This window comes from Pseudomonas sp. PDM19 (genome assembly GCF_014852215.1).
Classification (GTDB): domain Bacteria; phylum Pseudomonadota; class Gammaproteobacteria; order Pseudomonadales; family Pseudomonadaceae; genus Pseudomonas.
On record NZ_JACVBG010000001.1, the window covers coordinates 1,051,876 to 1,071,265 of the forward strand.

The 19,390-nt window shown below is 67.7% G+C and carries 16 protein-coding genes and 1 pseudogene; 2 read left to right on the forward strand and 15 right to left on the reverse strand.

Features of this window, described 5'->3' with window-relative positions; translation table 11 throughout:
* Positions 1-11: 11 nt before the first annotated feature.
* The 3 genes from IB273_RS04530 to IB273_RS04540 are packed head-to-tail and all read right to left on the reverse strand — an operon-like array spanning position 12 to position 3,577.
* Positions 12-1,295 (reverse strand): dihydrolipoamide acetyltransferase family protein, encoded by a 1,284-nt coding sequence (locus tag IB273_RS04530; protein ID WP_081519778.1) that lies wholly within the window; start codon positions 1,293-1,295, stop codon positions 12-14.
* Positions 1,296-2,348, reverse strand: a complete 1,053-nt coding sequence (locus IB273_RS04535) for an alpha-ketoacid dehydrogenase subunit beta (RefSeq protein ID WP_081519779.1) — start codon at positions 2,346-2,348, stop codon at positions 1,296-1,298. It lies immediately after the preceding gene.
* Entirely contained in the window at positions 2,345-3,577 is a 1,233-nt protein-coding gene (locus IB273_RS04540; protein ID WP_192223361.1) for a 3-methyl-2-oxobutanoate dehydrogenase (2-methylpropanoyl-transferring) subunit alpha, read from the reverse strand. Before IB273_RS04540 ends, IB273_RS04535 begins: the two co-directional genes overlap by 4 nt.
* Positions 3,578-3,849: 272 nt before the next feature.
* Here IB273_RS04540 and IB273_RS04545 point away from each other — a divergent pair, with 272 nt between their 5' ends.
* The gene (locus tag IB273_RS04545; protein WP_015477328.1) at positions 3,850-4,311 is read left to right on the forward strand and encodes an Lrp/AsnC family transcriptional regulator; all 462 of its coding nucleotides are present in this window, start codon (positions 3,850-3,852) and stop codon (positions 4,309-4,311) included.
* A gap of 145 nt (positions 4,312-4,456) precedes the next feature.
* Here IB273_RS04545 and IB273_RS04550 read toward each other — a convergent pair whose 3' ends face one another.
* Positions 4,457-5,419, reverse strand: a complete 963-nt coding sequence (locus IB273_RS04550) for a GlxA family transcriptional regulator (RefSeq protein ID WP_192223362.1) — start codon at positions 5,417-5,419, stop codon at positions 4,457-4,459.
* A 260-nt stretch (positions 5,420-5,679) separates the two neighbouring features.
* Between IB273_RS04550 and IB273_RS04555 the strand changes: the two genes are divergently transcribed.
* Positions 5,680-5,922 carry a DUF2790 domain-containing protein gene (locus IB273_RS04555; protein ID WP_081519782.1) on the forward strand — a complete coding sequence of 81 codons (243 nt, stop codon included), beginning with the start codon at positions 5,680-5,682 and terminating at the stop codon, positions 5,920-5,922.
* 1 nt (position 5,923) lies between these two features.
* On the opposite strand, the gene IB273_RS31840 is transcribed toward IB273_RS04555, so the two are convergent.
* The 11 genes and pseudogenes from IB273_RS31840 to paaC form a co-directional block, all read right to left on the reverse strand.
* The gene (locus tag IB273_RS31840; protein WP_412548067.1) at positions 5,924-6,679 is read right to left on the reverse strand and encodes a methyl-accepting chemotaxis protein; all 756 of its coding nucleotides are present in this window, start codon (positions 6,677-6,679) and stop codon (positions 5,924-5,926) included.
* A gap of 102 nt (positions 6,680-6,781) precedes the next feature.
* Positions 6,782-8,047: pseudogene (locus IB273_RS31845) on the reverse strand (HAMP domain-containing protein); the annotation flags it as partial.
* A 32-nt stretch (positions 8,048-8,079) separates the two neighbouring features.
* Positions 8,080-9,417, reverse strand: a complete 1,338-nt coding sequence (locus IB273_RS04565) for a hypothetical protein (protein ID WP_192223364.1) — start codon at positions 9,415-9,417, stop codon at positions 8,080-8,082.
* 215 nt (positions 9,418-9,632) lie between these two features.
* Positions 9,633-10,580: a helix-turn-helix domain-containing protein gene (locus IB273_RS04570; protein ID WP_192223365.1), complete on the reverse strand. Its 948-nt coding sequence runs from the start codon at positions 10,578-10,580 to the stop codon at positions 9,633-9,635.
* A 92-nt stretch (positions 10,581-10,672) separates the two neighbouring features.
* Complete coding sequence (locus tag IB273_RS04575; RefSeq protein WP_192223366.1) at positions 10,673-11,707, reverse strand: phosphotransferase enzyme family protein; 1,035 nt, start codon at positions 11,705-11,707, stop codon at positions 10,673-10,675.
* A gap of 9 nt (positions 11,708-11,716) precedes the next feature.
* Positions 11,717-12,991, reverse strand: coding sequence for an aspartate aminotransferase family protein (locus tag IB273_RS04580; RefSeq protein WP_192223367.1), 1,275 nt, complete (start codon positions 12,989-12,991; stop codon positions 11,717-11,719).
* The gene (locus IB273_RS04585) at positions 12,984-14,324 is read right to left on the reverse strand and encodes an amino acid permease (protein WP_192223368.1); all 1,341 of its coding nucleotides are present in this window, start codon (positions 14,322-14,324) and stop codon (positions 12,984-12,986) included. The genes IB273_RS04580 and IB273_RS04585 overlap by 8 nt, the downstream gene beginning before the upstream one ends.
* 410 nt (positions 14,325-14,734) lie before the next feature.
* Positions 14,735-16,786 (reverse strand): phenylacetic acid degradation bifunctional protein PaaZ, encoded by a 2,052-nt coding sequence (gene paaZ, locus IB273_RS04590; protein ID WP_151187011.1) that lies wholly within the window; start codon positions 16,784-16,786, stop codon positions 14,735-14,737.
* Positions 16,787-17,006: 220 nt separating this feature from the next.
* Positions 17,007-18,083 carry a 1,2-phenylacetyl-CoA epoxidase subunit PaaE gene (gene paaE, locus IB273_RS04595; RefSeq protein ID WP_192223369.1) on the reverse strand — a complete coding sequence of 359 codons (1,077 nt, stop codon included), beginning with the start codon at positions 18,081-18,083 and terminating at the stop codon, positions 17,007-17,009.
* A gap of 25 nt (positions 18,084-18,108) precedes the next feature.
* The gene (paaD, locus tag IB273_RS04600; RefSeq protein WP_151187013.1) at positions 18,109-18,642 is read right to left on the reverse strand and encodes a 1,2-phenylacetyl-CoA epoxidase subunit PaaD; all 534 of its coding nucleotides are present in this window, start codon (positions 18,640-18,642) and stop codon (positions 18,109-18,111) included.
* Complete coding sequence (paaC, locus tag IB273_RS04605) at positions 18,629-19,390, reverse strand: 1,2-phenylacetyl-CoA epoxidase subunit PaaC (RefSeq protein ID WP_192223370.1); 762 nt, start codon at positions 19,388-19,390, stop codon at positions 18,629-18,631. The genes paaD and paaC overlap by 14 nt, the downstream gene beginning before the upstream one ends.

The following is a 19,390-nucleotide window of genomic DNA, read 5'->3' on the forward strand; positions in this document are numbered from 1 at the left end:
AGCGGCTTCCGTCAATCGATGAACAGGGTGGCGGGATGTTCGAGCAGGGCGCGTACGGCCTGGATGAAGGCCGCCGCGTCCATGCCGTCGACCACCCGGTGATCGAAGGACGAGGACAGGTTCATCATCTTGCGCACGACCACCTGACCGTTGACCACCATGGGCCGCTCGACCATGCGGTTGACGCCGACGATGGCCACTTCCGGGTAGTTGATCACCGGCGTGCTGACGATGCCGCCCAGTGCGCCGAGGCTGCTCAGGGTGATGGTCGAGCCGGAGAGCTCCTCGCGGCTGGCCTTGCCATGGCGCGCGGCTTCGGCCAGGCGTGCCACTTCCGCGGCATTGCCCCACAGGTCGCGGGATTCGGAGTTGCGCAGCACCGGCACCATCAGCCCGTTGTCGCTCTGGGTCGCGACGCCCAGATGCACCGCGCCGTAGCGGGTGATCACGTCGGCTTCGTCGTCATAGCGCGCGTTGAGTTGCGGGAAGTCGCGCAGAGCGACGACCATGGCGCGGGCAATGAACGGCAGCAGGGTCAGTTTGCCGCGTGCCGCCGCGTGCTTGGCATTGAGGTGCACGCGCAGCGCTTCGAGGTCAGTGACGTCGATTTCCTCGACATAGCTGAAGTGCGGGATGCGCCGTTTGGCCTCGGCCATCTTCTGCGCGATCTTGCGGCGCAGGCCGATCACCGGGATCTGGTGTTCGTCGTGGCGCGCGGCATAGCCGGAGGCGATGGTCGCGCCGCCGTGCTCCAGGAAGTGCTCCAGGTCTTCGCGCAGGATGCGCCCGGCCGGGCCGCTGCCCTGGACGAACTGCAGCTCCACGCCCAGATCGCGGGCACGCTGGCGCACTGCCGGCGAGGCCAGCGGCTTCTCGCCCGGTGCGCGGCGCGGGGCCGGCGATGGAGCAGGGCGCGCAGCCGGGGCGACAGGCTTGCTCTCGACGCGCGGTGCCGGCTTGGGTGCCTCGGCCGCGGGAGCCGGCTTGGCTTCCGGCTTGGCCGGCGCTTCTTCGTGGGCCTTGGGTTGTGCGGCTTCACGGTGGTTGCCGTGGCCTTCCACTTCCAGGCGGATCAGCTCGCCGCCCACAGCCATCACCTGGCCGGGCACGCCGCCCAGGGCGATGATCTTGCCGGCCACCGGCGAGGGGATTTCCACGGTGGCCTTGTCGGTCATGACTTCCGCCAGCAGCTGGTCCTCATGGACCTCGTCGCCGACCTGGACATGCCACTCCACCAGCTCGACCTCGGCGATACCTTCGCCGATGTCCGGCATCTTGATGACGTGAGTGCCCATTCAGACCTCCATGGCGCGCTTGAAGGCCGCGCCGACGCGCGCGGGCCCCGGGAAGTAGTCCCATTCCTGGGCGTGCGGGTAGGGAGTGTCCCAGCCGGTCACGCGCGCAATGGGGGCTTCGAGGTGGTGGAAGCAGTTTTCCTGGACCAGCGACATCAACTCGGCGCCGTAGCCACAGGTGCGGGTGGCCTCGTGGACGATGACGCAGCGGCCGGTCTTCTTCACCGACTCGACGATGGTGTCCAGGTCCAGCGGCCAGAGGCTGCGCAGGTCGATGATCTCGGCATCGATGCCGGTTTCCTCGGCGGCGGTCTGGGCCACGTAGACGGTGGTGCCGTAGGTCAGCACGGTCAGTTCGGAGCCGGGGCGGGCGATGGCCGCCTTGTCCAGCGGCACGCTGTAGTAACCCTCCGGCACCTGGCTGGCCGGGTGCTTGGACCAGGGCGTCACCGGGCGGTCGTGGTGGCCGTCGAACGGGCCGTTATACAGGCGCTTGGGTTCGAGGAAGATCACCGGGTCGTCGTTCTCGATGCAGGCGATCAGCAGGCCCTTGGCGTCGTACGGGTTGGACGGCATGACAGTGCGCAGGCCGCAGACCTGGGTGAACATCGCCTCCGGGCTCTGGCTGTGGGTCTGCCCGCCGTAGATGCCGCCGCCGCAGGGCATGCGCACGACCATGGGGACGGTGAAGTCGTTGACCGAGCGGTAGCGGATGCGCGCGGCTTCCGAGACCAACTGGTCGGTGGCCGGGTAGACATAGTCGGCGAACTGGATTTCCACCACCGGGCGCAGGCCGTAGGCGCCCATGCCGACCGCGGCGCCGATGATGCCGCTCTCGGAGATCGGCGCGTCGAACACCCGCGAGGTGCCGTACTTCTTCTGCAGGCCTTCGGTGCAACGGAACACGCCGCCGAAGTAGCCGACGTCCTGGCCGAACACCACGACGTTGTCGTCGCGTTCGAGCATCACGTCCATGGCCGAGCGCAGCGCCTGGATCATGGTCATGCTGGTGACCGCCTGGGCGTTCTCGTGTTGCTGGTTCATGGCATTCATACCCCGAGCTCCTGGCGCTGCCGGCGCAGGTGTTCCGGCAGGTCCTTGTAGACGTCGTCGAACAGGTTGGCGGCGCTGAACACATGGCCGTCCACCAGCGAGCCGTGGCGTTCGGCTTCCTTCTGCGCGGCGATCACTTCGGCTTCCAGTTCCTTCTTCAGCGCTTCCTGCTGTTCCTCGGACCAGATGCCGAGGCCGATCAGGTGCTGCTTGAGGCGGGCGATGGGATCGCCCAGCGGGAAGTTGGTCCAGTCGTCGGCGGGGCGGTACTTGGATGGATCGTCCGACGTGGAGTGCGGGCCCGCGCGATAAGTGACCCACTCGATCAGGCTCGGGCCATGGCCACGGCGGGCGCGCTCGGCGGCCCATTGCGAGGCGGCGTAGACGGCGAGGAAGTCGTTGCCATCCACCCGCAGCGAGGCGATGCCGCAGCCCACGCCACGGTTGGCGAAGGTGGTGCCTTCACCGCCGGCGATGGCCTGGAAGGTGGAAATCGCCCACTGGTTGTTGACCACGTTGAGGATCACCGGCGCGCGGTAGACGTGGGCGAAGGTGAGGGCGGTGTGGAAGTCGGATTCGGCGGTGGCGCCGTCACCGATCCAGGCGGACGAGATCTTGGTGTCGCCCTTGATCGCCGAGGCCATGCCCCAGCCGACGGCCTGGATGAACTGGGTGGCGAGGTTGCCGGAGATGGAGAAGAAACCCTTCTCCCGGCTGGAGTACATGATCGGCAGCTGGCGGCCCTTGAGCGGGTCCTGCTCGTTGGAGAGCAGCTGGCAGATCATGTCCTTGAGCGGGTAGTCGCGGGTGATCAGGATGCCTTGCTGACGGTAGGTCGGGAAGGTCATGTCACCTTCGCGCAGGGCCATGGTATGGGCGGTGGCGATAGCCTCTTCACCCAGGCACTGCATGTAGAAGGACATCTTCTTCTGGCGCTGGGCGGTGAGCATGCGCGCGTCGAAGATGCGCGTCTTGAGCATCAGGCGCATGCCGCGCAGCAGTTGCTCGTGGCTCAGGTCCGGAGCCCAGGGGCCGACGGCGTTGCCGCTCTCGTCGAGCACGCGCACCAGGCTGAAGGCCAGGTCGGTGGTCTGCGCGGGTTCCACGTCGATGTCGGGCTTGCGCACCTCGCCGGCGGGCGACAGGTGCAGGTAGGAGAAGTCGGTCTTGCAGCCCGGGCGTCCGGTGGGCTCGGGGACGTGCAGGCGGAGCGGAGCGTAGTCGGTCATGGTCGGTCTCCAGTTGTGATCGTGGGTGTGGATCAGCAGACGGAAGAGGCCATGCCTGGCGGGCGCACCCGGCCGGGTAGGGCTACGGTGCGGGTGCCGCGCGGGGTCGCGTGGCGGGGGGTGACATCACTCATGGTGAGGTCCTCGGTTGTTGTAGTTGTGGTTTCAGTATAGGTGTGACCGGTTGGTTTTTTGCTCCAAATTGACTAGCTATAAGCTTCGGGATTAGTGTGTTTGAACTATAAAAACAACGCTCCGTAGTACGAGGGAAAATGGCTGATCTTGACCGCACCGACCTGAAAATCCTCCGCGCCCTGGCCGACGATGGCCGCCTGTCCTGGCGCGATCTGGCGCAGAACATCGGCCTCTCGCTGACCCCGACCCTGCGCCGGGTGCGCCGCCTGGAGGAAGAGCAGTACATCCAGGGTTATTTCGCGCGCCTCGACGAGGAGCGCCTGTCCGGCGGCATGAGCGTGTTCGTCTCGGTGTCCCTGGAAAAACAGACCGGCGACTACCTCGCCCGGTTCGAAGAACGCATCGTCCAGGCGCCGCAGGTGATGAGCTGCTTCCAGATGACCGGCGACGCCGACTACATGCTGCGGGTGGTGGTTAAGGACCTGTCGGCGTACCAGCTGTTCCTCACCAATACGCTGACGCAGATTCCCGGCGTGGCGGGGATCAAGTCGGCCTTCGCGCTAAAGTCGGTGATGTTGCGCTCGGCGCCGCCGATCTGAGCCCGCGCAGGAGCTATCAGTGAGCGCATGGGTAGGATGGGTGGAGCGCAGCGATACCCATGCTGATCGTGCGTCGAATTGATGGGTATTGCTGGGCTCCACGCCATCCTACGACGAGGCACGCCGGACACTTTGGCGTGGAGGATCAACCCTCGCGGCGGAACTGCTCGCGATACTGCGTTGGCGTGACGCCCAGGCGCTGGGCGAACACCAGGCGCATGCGCGCCGCGCTGCCGAAGCCGCAGCGCCAGGCGATCACTTTCAGCGCCAGATCGCTGCCTTCCAGCAATCCACGAGCGGCGTCGATGCGGGCGCGCTGGACGAACTCGGCCGGCGTCACGCCTGCCTCGCGGACGAACACGCGGGCGAAGCTGCGCGGGCTCATCGCCACTTCGGCGGCCAGTTGCGGCACACCCAGCGGCTGGTCGAGGTTTTCCTGCACGTAGCGCTGGATGCGCGCCACCGGCGAGCCTTCATCGGCCGGCGCCTGCAGGAAGGGGCTGAATTGCGACTGCCCGCCCTGACGCTGCGCCACCACCAGCAGCCGCTTGGCCACCGACAGCGCTACCGCCGCGCCATGGTCCTCGGCGACCAGGGCCAGTGCCAGGTCGATACCGGCAGTCACGCCCGCCGAGGTCACCAGCGCGCCGTCGCGCACGTGAATCCGATCGGGCTCGACCAACGCCAGCGGGAACAGCGCGGCCAGCCGCCGCGCATCGCTCCAGTGGGTCGTCACGTGCTTGCCGTCGAGCAGCCCGGCATGGCCGAGCAGAAATGCGCCGGTGCAGATCGAGCCGTAGCGCGGCGCCAGGGCGCAGGCCGCACGCAGCCAGTCGAGCAGCTCGGGCGCGGGCGATTCTTCCGGCAATTGCGGCCCGCCTGGCACCAGAAGGATGTCGGCGGCGCCGTGACCTTGATCGAGACTGAAGTCGGCACCCAGCAGTTGGCCGTTGGAAGCGCGCAAAGGGAAGGGCGGAGCGGCGAGGGTCAGCACCTGGTAGCCCTGGCCGGCAGGGACGAAGGCATTGGCCTCGGCGAACACGTCCAGCGGGCCGGAAACATCCAGCGCCTGCACGCCGGGGAACAGCAGCATGGCCACGCGCTTCATGGCGCCTCCCGATCCGATCGATGGCGTTCATTCTTGCGGGAGAACGCGCTGGCCGCAAACGCTTCGAGGGTTCGAATGCTGCCAATCAGCCAACAGCAAGCGTGACAATCACACGGCAAGTCGGCTCGGGAGTCGTCATTGTTGCGCAATCTGCAGAAATTCATTGTCGACGTCGCGCTGTGTCCCGAGCGCCCGCTCGGCTAGATTTATGGCTGTGGGCCACGATCGACGCGACCCGCGTGATCCCTGAGGTTCCTGCCATGAAATCCACCCTTAGCGCACTCTTCGCCATCCCCGCCTTGCTGCTGTCCTTCAGCGCTTTCGCCGACGATGCTGCCGTGTACCACTACGGCATGCCGCTCGACGTGGCCAAGGTACTGAGCATCTCGCAACCCAACGAACGCTGCGAAGTCAGCCAGGCCACCATGGTCTACCTGGACTCCAAGGGCGAGCAGCACACCGTCAAGTACCTGCGCCAGACCCCGATGTGCAGCAAGGTCTGACTCAGGCGCGGAACTGCTCCACCAGTCCCTGCTGCCGGCTGGCCAGGTCGTTCAGTGAGCGACTGGCGCTGGCGGCCTGCTGCGCGTGATCGGAAATGGTCTGGGTGACGTCGCGGATGCCGGCGATGTTGCGGTTGATCTCCTCGGCGACGCTGCTCTGTTCCTCCGCCGCGCTGGCGATCTGCAGATTCATTTCGCTGATCAGGTTCACCGCTGCGCCGATCCGGCGCAGGGCGTCGATGGCCTGGCGCGCCTGATCGACGTTGCCCTGCGCCTGGGCAAAGCTGCCCTGCATCGCGCTGGTCACTGACTGGCCGCGCGCCTGCAGGTTCTCGATCACTTCGCGAATCTCTTCCACCGATTCCTGGGTGCGCCGGGCCAGCCCGCGTACTTCGTCCGCGACCACGGCAAAACCGCGCCCGGCGTCGCCCGCGCGCGCCGCTTCGATGGCGGCGTTGAGGGCGAGCAGGTTGGTCTGCGCGGCGATGCCGCAGATGACTTCGAGGATCGAGCCGATCTGCTCGTTGCTCGCCGCCAGCTGCTGCAACTCGGCCATCGCCTGGTTCATCCCGGCGGCCAGCAGGTCGATACCGCTGTTGGTGGCGTCCAGAGTGCGGAAGCCATCGTCGCAGGCCTGCTCCGCGGTGCGCGCGGCTTCGGCGGCGCGGGCGGCGCTGCGGGCGGAATCCTGGGCGGTGGCGGACATTTCCTGGAGTGCCGTGGCGACCATGTCGATCTCGCGGAACTGTTGCTGCATGCCGTCGCTGGTCTGCCGGGCGATCTGCGCCGAGCGGTCGGCGGTGGAGTGCGCCTCGCGGGACGCCGACTGCACGGCGGCGATGCTCGGCTGCAACTTGTCGAGGAAGCGGTTGAAGGCGGTGGCCAGCCGGCCCAGTTCGTCGCGGCGCGGGTAATCGAGGCGGCGGGTGAGGTCGCCTTCTCCGTCGGCGATATCTTCCAGCATCCGTGCCAGGCGCAGGATCGGCCGGCTGATGCCGAGCGCGGTGAGCGCCACCAGCAGCATGCCGAGCAGCCCGGCGGCGATGCCTACGCCGGTTTCCAGCGCGGTGCTTTTCCAGCGCAGGTCATCCAGCGTGCCCTTGAGGCGTTCCGCCGGGGCGAGCATCACCGCGCGCGGCACGCTGAGCAGGATGCCCCAGGGCGCGGCGTCCGGCACCGGCGCGAGGCTGTGCAGCACGCTGATGGATGCACCGTCATCAAACGACTGCGAGCGCCCGGCCACAATCTCGGCGAGCACGGTTTTGTCTGCGAACTTCTGCCCCAGCTTCGAGGCGTCGCCACTGTCGCCTGCGATCAGGCCGTTGGGGCTGAGGATGCGGATGCGGCCCTGGCCGTCGAACAGGCTGCGGCCGCCTTCCGCGCTGCTTTGCTGCAGCGCCGCCAGATCGATGTCGAAGCCCACGGCGGCGATGGCCTTGCCGTTCTCCAGCAGTGGCAGGGTGACGCTGGTGACCAGCCGGCGCTGGCCGGAGGCATCGTCGAAATACGGGTCGAGCACGCAGGGGCGGGCGTGCCCGGTGGAGCAGGTGAAGAAGGCGTTGTAGGGCTGGCCGCTGGGGCCGGGCGTGGTATCGCCAAGAACCTGCTCGGTGCCGATCACCCGCTGGGTTTGCCCGCCGTTCTGCAGCAGGTAGAGGGCGAAACGGCCGGTCTCGTTGCTGCCCAGGTCTTCGCGGGCGGCGAACTGGCTGTCGGCGGCGTCCAGCGCATCGGGCTGGAACACCAGGAACAGGCCGAGCAGCTCCGGGTGTGCGCCGAGGGTATCGGCCATCGAATGATTGAGGGCGGTGCGCAGCGCGGCGGGGTCGAGGCCGCCCTGGTGCTGTTGCGCGCGCAGGCTCTGCACGGTGCGCAGCAAGCCTTCACCGAGCAGCAGGTTGTTCTGCAGGCGCTCGCGGATCAGCAGGGCTTGCACCTGGCCCTGGGTTTCCAGGTTGTGCCGCGCGGCAACGGCGAACAGTTCGCCGCTGTCGTGCTGGATGGTACGGCTGTCCTGCCGCGCCTGGTACAGCGAAAGGCCGATCAGGACGCTGGCGACGAGGATCAGGCAGAGGCCCGCCAGCCAGGTGATACGGCCCTGGATGGACGTCAGGAGGCTGGGCATGGCGGGCTTTCCTTATGCTTCGAATCCCTGGATCAGAACGTGGTGGAGAACAGCAACTGGCTGTAGAGGTTGCTGTTGTCGTTGCCGATCTGGGTGCCGCCTTCGGCTGCGCTCTTCTTCGGCTGGTACAGGCCCACCAGCGGGATGATCACCAGGTGCTCGTTGATCGCCCACTCGGCGTAGAGGTCCAGTTCGCGACCGTCGGTGTTGCCCAGGTCGGTGTCCAGGGTGTGGAAGTCGAAGTACTGCGCGCCGATGGAGAGATTCTCCAGCGGGGTGACCCTGGCGCCAACGTTGTGTACGCGCGTGTTGTTGTTGAACGGGCCGGAGTAGTTGCCCGCCACCTCGCCCTGGAACCAGGTGCCGAAGCCACGGCTGAAGCCGTAGAAGAGGGTGTCGTAGCCTTCGGAGAAGCGGCTGAAGCGGTAGCTGACGTAGGGTTTCCAGGCGACGTCGGAGAAGGTCCAGCCGGCTTCCAGGTACCAGGCGTTGGCGGTGTCGTCGGTGTACTGGGCGTCGCGCTTGTCCTGCCAGGCGTATTCACCGGAGAGGAACAGGTTCTCCACGCCGGCATTGCCGGTGCCGCGCAGGCTGTAGGTCTTCATGTCCTTGCGGTCGAGCTGGATGGGCGAGGCGTAGCGCTCGTCCACGTCGGTGACGTCGATGTAGGTCAGGCCGAAGGTGGCTTCCGGGGCGACGTGTTCGAGGGTGGCGACATACAGCTCGGAGTTGGCCTGGGCGCGGTTGTCCGACTTCAGGCGCATCAGGTCGCCGCGCCAGCCTTCCTTGCCGCCTATGCGCAGCACGGCGGTTTCGTCGAAGTCGCGGCGCGCCGCCAGGTAGTAGCCGCCGCCACGGTTGTATTCGCCGTCGGCCAGGCCCTTGCCCATGTTCAGGGCGTCGCCGTCGATCAGGAAGCCATCGCCGACCACGATGTTCTGGCGACCGAAGGACAGGTCGATGCCATCCTCGCCCAGCACCGGGAACAGCCCGGCCGAGCGCCAGCCGGCATAGGCGTCCTCGATCTTGGTGGTGCGCTCGGAACCGTCGCTGAAGCCCGCGGCGTCGCCGTCGCCCCAGGTGCCGGAGCTGAGCAGGTTGAAGGCGCCGTAGGCGGTGCCCGCGCCGCCCAGCTTCTGGTCGCCGCTCAGGCCGTACTTGATGAAGCCTTCCTGCCAGGACGACGAGCCCTCGTCCAGGGTGCCGGTCATGTTGTAGCGTTCCTGGCTGTGGAACAGCCCGAAGGTCGCCGAGAGATCGGCGTTCAGGTGCGTGTCGTCGGTCGCGTACAGCTCGTAGGCGCTGGCGGAACTGGCCCCGGCGATGAGCAGGGCGAGCAGGGTGGGGCGCAGCACGGCGGCGTGGGTCATGGTGAAGGCATCCGTTTCGTTATTGTCGATTGAGGGGATGTGACTTCTGCCGATGCTAAGTAAGGGCTGGCCCTGTGCCGTTGCTCCTGTCTGCCAAGTGATTGGGTGTGGTTGCCAGATGGACGCTGGGCTTTTTTGGGCTCGCGCGGTCCCCTGTAGGAGCGCGCCATGCGCGCGATCGCGGGCATGGCCCGCTCCTACACGCGGCTCGGACTTCAGCGTGCGCGGGAAATTACCGACGGTTGCTCGGCGTAAAGGCGTTTGTAGAGAGCCGAGAAATGGCTGGAACTGGCAAATCCCAGGTCCAGCGCCAGGTGGGTGATGCTCTGCTGCGGCTCCTGCTTGAGCCGGCGGCGCGCCTCGGCCAGGCGCAGGCTGAGGAAGAACTGCTGCGGCGTGCTCTGGCAGATCTGCCGGAAGCAGTACTGCAGGGTGCGCTGGCTGGTGTTCAGGCTCTGGCTCAGTTCCAGCAGCGACAGCGGTTCGGAGAGGTCGGCCTGCATGCGTTCGATGGCCGCCAGCACCAGGCGGCGATGCTGCTGCAGTGAGCGCGGCGCGCCTTCGCGGTCATTGCCGGGGAGGATTTCCTCCAGCGCCTGCAGTACGTGGCTGAGCACCAGGGCCACGGCATGCCCGGCCTGTTGCGGGTCGTCCACCCGCCACGGCTCGCCTTCGAAGGCGGCGAGGGCGTCGCACAGGCTGCGGCGCAGGTCGCCGGCGCCGGTAGGGGAAAGCTCCAGGCGCCGCTGCTGCAGCGCGCGCTCGAACAGCTCACGTTCCTCGGCGCCTAGCAGACGTTCCAGCTGCGGCTGGCTGAAGGTAAGGCCGAGCATGTGGATTTCCCCGGCGGCGCAGATTTCCAGCTCGCGGCCGCCTTCGAGCACCAGCAGGGTGTCGTCGTGCAGGGCCTGGCCGTTGAAGCGCGAATCGGCACTGGCGCGCAGCGGGATGCCGATCACCAGGTGGCCGGTGGGCGGCGCCATGTTCTCGTGCAGGTGCAGGTTGGAGTGTTCGTAGATCAGCGAGGCGTCGGGCAGTTGCACATGCAGCAGCTCCGCCTGCAGGCGGCCGTGGCCGAGCTGGGTGTAGTCCTGGCTCCAGCCGGCGAGGGCGCAGGCCAGTTCATCAGAGTCGGTTGCCTGGTGGCGGGCGATGCCGGTCATTGCGGGGCACCTCGGTTGTGCGCCGAGTATCGGTCAGTGCTGGCGCGCAGGCTTGTGCCTGCGCGCCAGGGTGTTGCGGCGCTCTGCCAGTTTCAGCGGCCGGCGAGGTAGGCGGCGGCCAGTGTACAGGCACGCTCGATCAGCATGGGCGCCAGTTCCCGGGCGGTTGCGCTGTTGCGTCGGGTATGCACCCAGCCCAGGTAGGTGGTGCCGCGCAGGGCGAGGAACAGCGGCAGCGCGGCGCGGTCGTCTTCGGACAGTGGCTTGACCGAGTCGTAGCCGGCCAGCAGCGCCGCCTGGATCTGCGCCAGGCGGGGGTCGTCCAGGCAGAAGTACAGCGCGGTGGCCAGCTCGAACATGTGCCAGCCGAAGCCGGCATCGTCGAAGTCGATCAGCTGCAGTTCGCCGCCTTCGAGCAGCAGGTTCTCCGGCACCAGGTCCGCGTGGATCATGCCGAAGTTGCCCAGGCTGCGGCCGTAGCGGCGCAGGTCCAGGCGGGCTTCCTGGCGTGCCCGCTGGAGCAGTTCGCGCTGCTCGGTGCTGAGCAGGTCCAGCTCCCAGAAATGCCCCCAGAACGGGTTGGCGCCCACCAGGCCTTCTTCATCCCAGGCATGCCGGGTGAACTCGTTGGGCTGACGCCACTGCGCCGAATTCAGGTGGATGCGCGCGGCCACCGCGCCGGCCTGGTGGAACAGCGCGTCGATATCGCCATCTGCGCTCAGGCCCTGCTCGGCGGAGCCCAGGGTGCTGCCGGACAGCCAGCCGAGCATGTCGACGAAGCGCGATTCTTCCAGCGCGGTGCTGCGCACCTCGGCCAGGTGCTCGCCGCTGCGGGTGCGGATGATGCTGGGCACGCCGATACCGCCGGCGGCCAGCTGCTCCATCCAGGTCAGCTCCGAGCGCAGCGCCGCTTCGCTGTGGTAGCCGCCGCGGTGCACGCGCAGGGCGCTGCGCGTGCCGTCGCTGCGGGTGGCGCAGAACACTGCGTTCTCGCGGTACTTGAGCAGTTCCAGGCCGACAAAATCGCCGTCCCAGTGGCGTAGCGCGTCCAGCGCCAGGTCGCGCAGGCAGGCGATCTGCTGGTCGTGATCAAGCTCTGCGAAACCAGCCTTGGAAAAGTCGTTCATGGTGGCTCCTCAGAGTTCGCTCAGGACCTGGTCCAGGGTGTCGATGAACAGCTCGCCGTGCTCGGCCTCGAACACCAGTGGCGGGCGAATCTTGAGGATGTTGTCGTCGCCGCCGATCTTGCTGATCAGCACGCCACGCTGGCGCATGCGGTTGACGATGCGCCGCGCTTCGAGCCCGGCCGGCTCGCGGCTGGCGCGGTCGCGCACCAGCTCCACGGCGAAGAACAGGCCCTGGCCGCGGACGTCGCCGATGACCGAGTGGCGCTCGGCGAGGCGGTGCAGCTCGGCGCTGAGCTTGGCACCCTGGCGCCGGGCGTTGCCTTGCAGGTCCTGCTCGGTGATCACGTCCAGCACAGCCTGGCCGACGGCCGCGGCCACCGGCGAGCCGCCGAAGGTGTTGAAGTACATGTTGCTGCGGCCGAAGGTCTCCACGCGCTCGCGGGTGGTTACCACGCCCGCCAGGGGGAAGCCGTTGCCCATGGGTTTGCCGAGGGTGACGATGTCTGGCACCAGCGGGTGCGACTGGTGGCCCCACATGTGGTCGCCAGTGCGGGCGAAGCCCGATTGCACCTCGTCGGTGATCAGCAGGCCGCCGGCATCGCGCACCAGCTTCGCCACGCGCTCCAGGTAGCCGGCCGGCAGGCGCGGGATGCCTTCGTTGGCGAACAGGGTGTCGATCAGCATGGCCGCCAGGCCTACGCCGGCTGCCTGCAGCTCGGTGATGGCTTCGGCGACCTTGGCCACGTAACGCTCGGCGATTTGCTCGGGCGTGCCGTCGGCATGGTAGAGGCAGGGGATCGGCACGGCCCGCGCGTGGGCGGAGAACGGCTCGGAGCTGGGCAGCGCGGTGGTCACTGCCGCCAGGCTGGTGGTGTTGCCGTGGTAGTTGTAGTCGCTGACGATCACGCCCTTGTTGCCGGTGGCGAAGCGCGCGATGCGCAGGGCCAGCTCGTTGGCCTCGCTGCCGGTGCAGGTGAACATCAGGCTGTCGAGGGGCTCTGCGAAGGTCGCGGTGAGGCTCTCGGCGTAGCGCACCACGCGCTCGTTGAGGTAACGGGTGTGGATGTTCAGCGTCGCCGCCTGTTCGGCCATGGCCGCCACCACCCTGGGGTGGCAATGGCCGACGCAGGGCACGTTGTTGTAGCAGTCCAGGTAGCGCTTGCCGGCGGCGTCGATGAGCCAGACGCCGTCGCCTTTCACCAGCTCCAGCGGCTCGTCGTAGAACAGCGGCGAGGCATCGCCCATGACCTGGTGGCGGCGTTGCAGCAGGGTGGGTTCAGACATTATCGGCATTCTCCAGGGGCTTGCCGGCGCGGGATGCGGCGCGCAGCAGGTAGTTGAGGATGAGGGCGGCGACCACCAGGGCCAGGGCGCTGAGCATCGCCACTTCGAGCTGGAAGCAGGCGGCGATCACCACCAGCGTCAGCAGCATGCCGACGCTGGCCACGAGCGGGCCGCCGCGCAGGCGGAACGGGCGCACCAGGCCGGGCTGGGTGCGGTGCAGGCGCAGGTAGGCGGCGAACAGCACCAGGTGGCAGCTGCCCAGCAGCAGGACGATGCACAGCAGGAGTTTTTCCGGCGGCACCAGGGTCAGCGGCAGGCCGATCACGGTCAGCACCAGCAGGGCGACGTAAGGCGAGCCACGGCGGTTGGTGCGGGCCAGGGCGGCGGGGAAGAAACCGTCACGGGCCAGGGCGAACAGCTGGCGGGAGGCGGAGAACACCACCGAGAAGAAGGTCGCCAGCAGGCCGCACACGGCACCGGAACCGACCAGCAGCGGCAGCCAGTCACGCTCGCCGTAGAGCCCGCCGTGGGTCATGGCGGCGTACAGCGGGTCGCCCGCATTGCCGACCACTTCCACACCGGCTGCGCCCGGCGCGCTGATCACCACGGTCAGGGCGGTCAGCAGCAGGGTAGCGACGGCGGCGATGATCCCGCGCGGCATGCTGCGGCCCGGCTCGGCGGCTTCCTCGGCGGCGGAGGCGACCTGCTCCAGGCAGATGAACATCCAGATGGCGAAGGGCACGCAGGCGAAAACGCCAGCGACGCTCACGCCCGGCAGCGCGCTGGCGGCGTTGGGCAGCGGGCTGCCGGTAGTGGCCAGCAGGTTTTCCCAGTGTACGTGGGGCAGCATGGCGCCACCAAAGGCCAGCAGCGCGATGGCCGCCACGGCGCCGGCCAGCAGGGTCAGCCCGAGGGCCTCGCCGACGCCGACGATGTGAATGCCGATGATTACCGCGAACAGGCCGATGCGCACCGGCCAGCCGCCGAAGCCGAACACCGACTCCATGTAGGCGGCGAGGAAGTTGGCGGCCGCGCCGGTGCCGATGGTCAGCGCCAGCGCACAGGCCGCGCCAACCAGGTAGCCGACGAAAGGCCCGAAGGCCAGCTGCGCGTAGGCGAACACGCCGCCGGCATGGGGCCGCGCGGTGGAGAGTTCGCACACGCACAGCGCCAGGCCGCCGCAGAGCACGGCCATCAGCAGGGTGGCGACGAGCATGTTGGCCCAGCCGCTGCTGGCGAGGCCGTAGTTCCAGCCGGAGAACTGCCCGGCGATGACCAGTGAAATGCCGAGCCCGGCGATCTGGGGCCAGCGGAGTACGCCTTGTTTGAGCATGGTGGTTGTCCCTTGCCTGTAAGTAATGAGGAGTGAACGGCAGTCAGCCGCGGGCGCCGGAGCGTTGCGGGCAAGGGAGGTGTTCGGCGGGTGCCGAGCGGTGGATGCGTGGAATCATGGAGCGGCCCTTCTTGTTGTTTTATGGGTTGGTGCACGCGCCCGCCGTCAGCTGCGGCGGGCAGGGAGAAGGTACGAAGGGCGCGGGGTGGGGCGATATCAGAAATGCGCAAAGACGTCCGCGCGGATCGTTGGTCTGTCGGGCGCATGACGCGCCAGCGTTATCCGCCCTGCGCCCTTGCTCGCGATTCGGACTGCACGCAGGCCGCTTCCGGATTTCATTTTTCACAGGCATGAAAAAACCGGCCCGAAGGCCGGTCGAAGATGACACCGGAGTCTCTACGCTCAGCGCATCACGCGCGCTTGAGCACCAGGGTGAGGATGTCGTAGCTGGCCACCAGTTCGCCGAGCTGGTTGGTGACTTCCACGTCCCAGGCCACCACGCCCTGCGGCTCGCCCTTGGGGCTCTTCTTGCCCTGGTCGATCTTGCGCTTGCAGGTCAGGCGGGCCTGGATGGTGTCGCCGATGCCCACCGGGTTGATGAAGCGCAGGGTGTCCAGGCCGTAGTTGGCCAGCACCGGACCGACGCCGGGGGAGACGAACAGGCCGGCCGCCGCCGAGAGCACGAAGTAGCCGTGGGCGATGCGCTTGCCGAACTGCGAATCCTTCGCTGCCAGTTCGTCGAAGTGCATGTAGAAGTGGTCGCCGGACAGGCAGCCGAAGTTGACCAGGTCGGCCTCGGTGACGGTGCGGCGGTGGGTCAGCAGCGACTCGCCGATCTTCAGATCGTCGAAGTAGCGGCGGAACGGGTGCACTTCGGTCTCGTAGACCTTGGCGCCACGCACGTATTCGCCGGTGACGGCCATCAGCATGGTCGGCGAGCCCTGAACGGCAGTGCGCTGCAAGTAGTGCTTCACCGCGCGCAGGCCGCCCAGTTCTTCACCGCCACCGGCACGACCCGGGCCGCCGTGCTTGAGCACCGGCAGCGGCGAGCCGTGCCCGGTGGATTCGGCGGCGGACTCGCGGTCGAGGATGTGCAGGCGGCCGTGCAGTGCGCCCATGGCCGGAACGACTTTCGCCGCTACCTGCGGATCACGGGTGATCAGGCTCGCCACCAGGCTGCCCTTGCCGCGGGCGGCAAGGGCGATGGCTTCGTCGATGTCGTCGTAGGCCATCAGGGTGCTCACCGGGCCGAAGGCCTCGATGTCGTGGGCGCCGCCTTCGGCGTGCGGGTCACGGCTGCGCAGCAGGGTCGGGGCGAAGAATGCGCCTTCGCTGACGCCGTCGCCGCGCGGGGCGAAGCCATCTTTTGCGCCGAAGACCAGCTCGCTGGACTTCAGCAGTGCTTCGACGCGCTCGGCAACGTCGGACTGCTGGGCGTGGGAGGCCAGGGCGCCCATCTTCACGCCTTCCACCGACGGGTCACCGACCACGACCTTGGCCAGGCGCTCACGCAGGCGCTCGGCAACGGCGTCGATGTGCCTGGCGGGAACGATGGCGCGGCGGATGGCGGTGCATTTCTGCCCGGCCTTGGCGGTCATCTCGCGGGCCACTTCCTTGACGAAGAGGTCGAACTCTTCGTCGTCCGGGGTGACGTCCGGGGCGAGGATGGCGCAGTTCAGCGAGTCGGCCTCTGCATTGAACGGCACCGAATTGCGGATCAGGTTGGGGTTCACGCGCAGCTTGGCGGCGGTGTCGGCGGAGCCGGTGAAAGTCACCACGTCCTGGCCCTGCAAGCGGTCCAGTAGGTCGCCGGTGCCGCCGATGATCAGCTGCAGGCTGCCGGCCGGCAGCAGGCCGGACTCATGCATCACGCGCACGGCGGCCTCGGTGATGTAGCTGGTGGCGGTGGCCGGCTTGACGATGCACGGCATGCCGGCGAGGAAGCTCGGCGCGAACTTTTCCAGCATCCCCCAGATGGGGAAGTTGAAGGCGTTGATGTGCACGGCGATGCCGCCGCGCGGCACCAGGATGTGGCTGCCGGCGAACTTGCCGGTCTTGCCCAGCGGGATCGCCGGGCCTTCATGGACGACGTTGCCCGAGGGCAGCTCGCGACCGCCGACGCCCGCGTAGGCGAACAGGGTGCCGGCGCCGCCTTCGATGTCGATCCAGCTGTCGGCGCGGGTGGCGCCGCTGTGGCGGGAAATCTCGTAGAGCTGTTCCTTGCGCTCGGTCAGGTACAGCGCCAGGGCCTTCAGGCGCTGGGCGCGCTGCTGGAAGTCCATGGACATCAGTTCTTTCAGGCCCTGCTCGCGGGCGTGGGCGACGGCTTGCCCGAAGTCCAGCGTCTCTTCGTGGGTGCGCGCGACGGTCTGGCCGTTGAGCGCGCTACGCAGCGCCTGGGCGCCATGCTGGCCGACCCAGCGGCCGCCGATGAAACTTTGCAGGATTGGCTCTTGGGCCATGGTTGTCTTCCTCCGGATCGCTACGCAAGGGTGCCGGCTGCTGCCGGTGACCGCCGCGCCGGGTGGGCGACGGCGGTGCTTGTGAAGTGGCGGGACTGGGCCGCCGGATAAGGTTCGCCAGGAGCCTTGTGGCCGATGGCGCTGGAGCATTTGGAGCACGGCGCTCCCTGTAGGAGCGCGCCCATGGGGCGCTCCTACTGGTTGAGTCCGCAGCTACGACTCAGAGCTGGTCGAAATCCAGCACCACGCTGTCGCTGATCGGGTACGCCTGGCAGCTCAGCACGTAGCCGGCCGCCACTTCGTAGTCCTCCAGGGCAAAGTTGCTGTCCATCTCCACCTCGCCGGATACCACCTTGCACTTGCAGATCGAGCACACGCCGGCCTTGCAGGAGTAGGGCAGCTCGGCGCCGTGTTCGTTGCCGGCATCGAGCACGCTGACGCTGTTGCGGGCCAGCTCGAAGGACAGCTCACGGCCATCGCTGATCACGGTGATCTGGCTCTTCGCGCTGTCGATCGCGGCGGCAGCCTGGCGGGCCTCGCGCTTGCTCTCGCTGCCGGCGGCGGCGAACAGCTCGAAGTGAATGCGCTCGGCCGGCATGCCGTTGCCCTTGAGCTGGTCGCGCACGGTCTCGGTCATCGCCTGCGGGCCGCAGATGAAGGCGGCGTCCAGGCTCTTCACGTCGAGCCAGCGGCTGAACAGCTGGCCGCACTTGTCGGCGTCGATGCGGCCGTTGTAGAGGTCCACGTCCTGTTGTTCGCGGCTGAACACGAAGATCAGGTTGAGGCGCTGCAGGTAGCGGTTCTTCAGGTCTTCGAGCTGCTCGCGGAACATCGCGGCGTTGCTGGAGCGGTTGCCGTAGAGCAGGGTGACGCGGCTGTTCGGCTCGGTTTCCAGGGTGGTCTTGACGATCGACAAGATCGGCGTGATGCCGCTGCCGGCGGCGACCGCCAGGTAGTTGCCGCGGCGCGCCGGGTCGAGCTGGACGTTGAAATGGCCGGCCGGCGGCATGACTTCCAGGCTGGCGCCGACCTTCAGCGCTTCGTTGGCATAGGCGGAGAAACGCCCGCCCGGCACGCGCTTGATCGCCACGCGCAGTTCGCCGTCATTGACGCCGCTGCAGATGGAATAGGAGCGGCGCACTTCCTCGCCGTCGAGCTGGGTGCGCATGACCAGGTGCTGGCCGTGCTCGAAGCGGAAGCTGTCGGCCAGGTCCGCCGGGACGTCGAAGGCGATGGACACGGCGTCGCGGGTTTCCGCGCGCACTTCCTTGATTTTCAGGCTGTGGAACTTGCTCATTGTTCTTCTCCGGCGGCGGCGCCGCTCAGATGCACTTGAAGTAGTCGAACGGTTCGCGGCAGTCGACGCAGCGGTACAGCGCCTTGCAGGCGGTCGAACCGAACTCGCTGAGCAGCTCGGTGTGCGCGCTGCCGCACTGCGGGCAGCAGACTTCCGGGCTTTCCCCGAGCAGGCTGCGCTTGCTGGTGCTGCCGGCCGGCGGGGCGATGCCGTAGGCGCGCAGCGCTTCGCGGCCGCTGTCGCTGATCCAGTCGGTGGTCCAGGCCGGGTTCAGCCGGCGCTCCAGTTGAGGCGCGGCGAAGCCGGCGTGTTCCAGGGCGTGCTGGATGTCCTGCTCGATGACCTCGGTGGCCGGGCAGCCGGAGTAGGTCGGGGTGACCACTACGTGCAGATGCCCGTCCTGCCAGTCGAGCCCGCGCACAATGCCCAGCTCGACCACGCTGACCACCGGCACTTCCGGGTCCATCACCGCGCCGAGCACGTTCCAGGCATGGCAGAGGTCGTCAGCGGAGCCTGCGCGCGCGCCGCGGTCGCTGGTAATCAGCTCACCAGGTCGCATCGGGGTAGGCCCGCTGGAGGAACTGCATCTCGGCCAGGAGGATGCCAAGGTGCTCGGTGTGCACACCGCGACGACCGCTGAGGTAGAAGTTCACCGCAGGTTCCGGCAGCGGCAGGGTGGCGGCGGCGAAGATGTCGGCGACCTTGGCCTTCCACGCGGCGGCGAGTTCTTCCGGGTTCGGCGCTACGCCTTCGGCGAACAGGCGCTGCTCGATTTCGTCGGCATTGCAGAGTTCGACGGTGAAGCGCCACACCTGCGGGATCGCCGCGAGCATGCGCGTATGGCTCTGCTCGGTGCCGTCGCCCAAACGCTGCATCCACTCGCCGGAGCGGCGCAGGTGGTAGGTGACTTCCTTCAGACCCTTGGCGGCGATGGCGGCGATGCGCTCGTCGCTGGAGGCGCTCAGGGCGTGCAGCACGTGGAAGTGCCAGGCGTCATAGAGGAGCTGCTTGGTGATGGTCACGGCGAAGTCGCCGTTGGGCTGCTCCACCAGCAGCAGGTTGCGGAAGGCGCGCTCGTCGCGGCGGAAGGCCAGGGCGTCGGCGTCGCGGCCGTCGTCCAGTAGCTCCACGGCGTACTCGTACCAGTTGCGCGCCTGGCCCACGAGGTCGAGGCCGACGTTCATCAGCGCCAGTTCTTCTTCCAGCGCCGGGGCGTGGCCGCACCATTCGCACAGGCGCTGGCCCTGGATCAGGGCGCTGTCGGCGAGGCGCAGCAGGTATTCGATCTTGTCGTTATGCGGATTCAT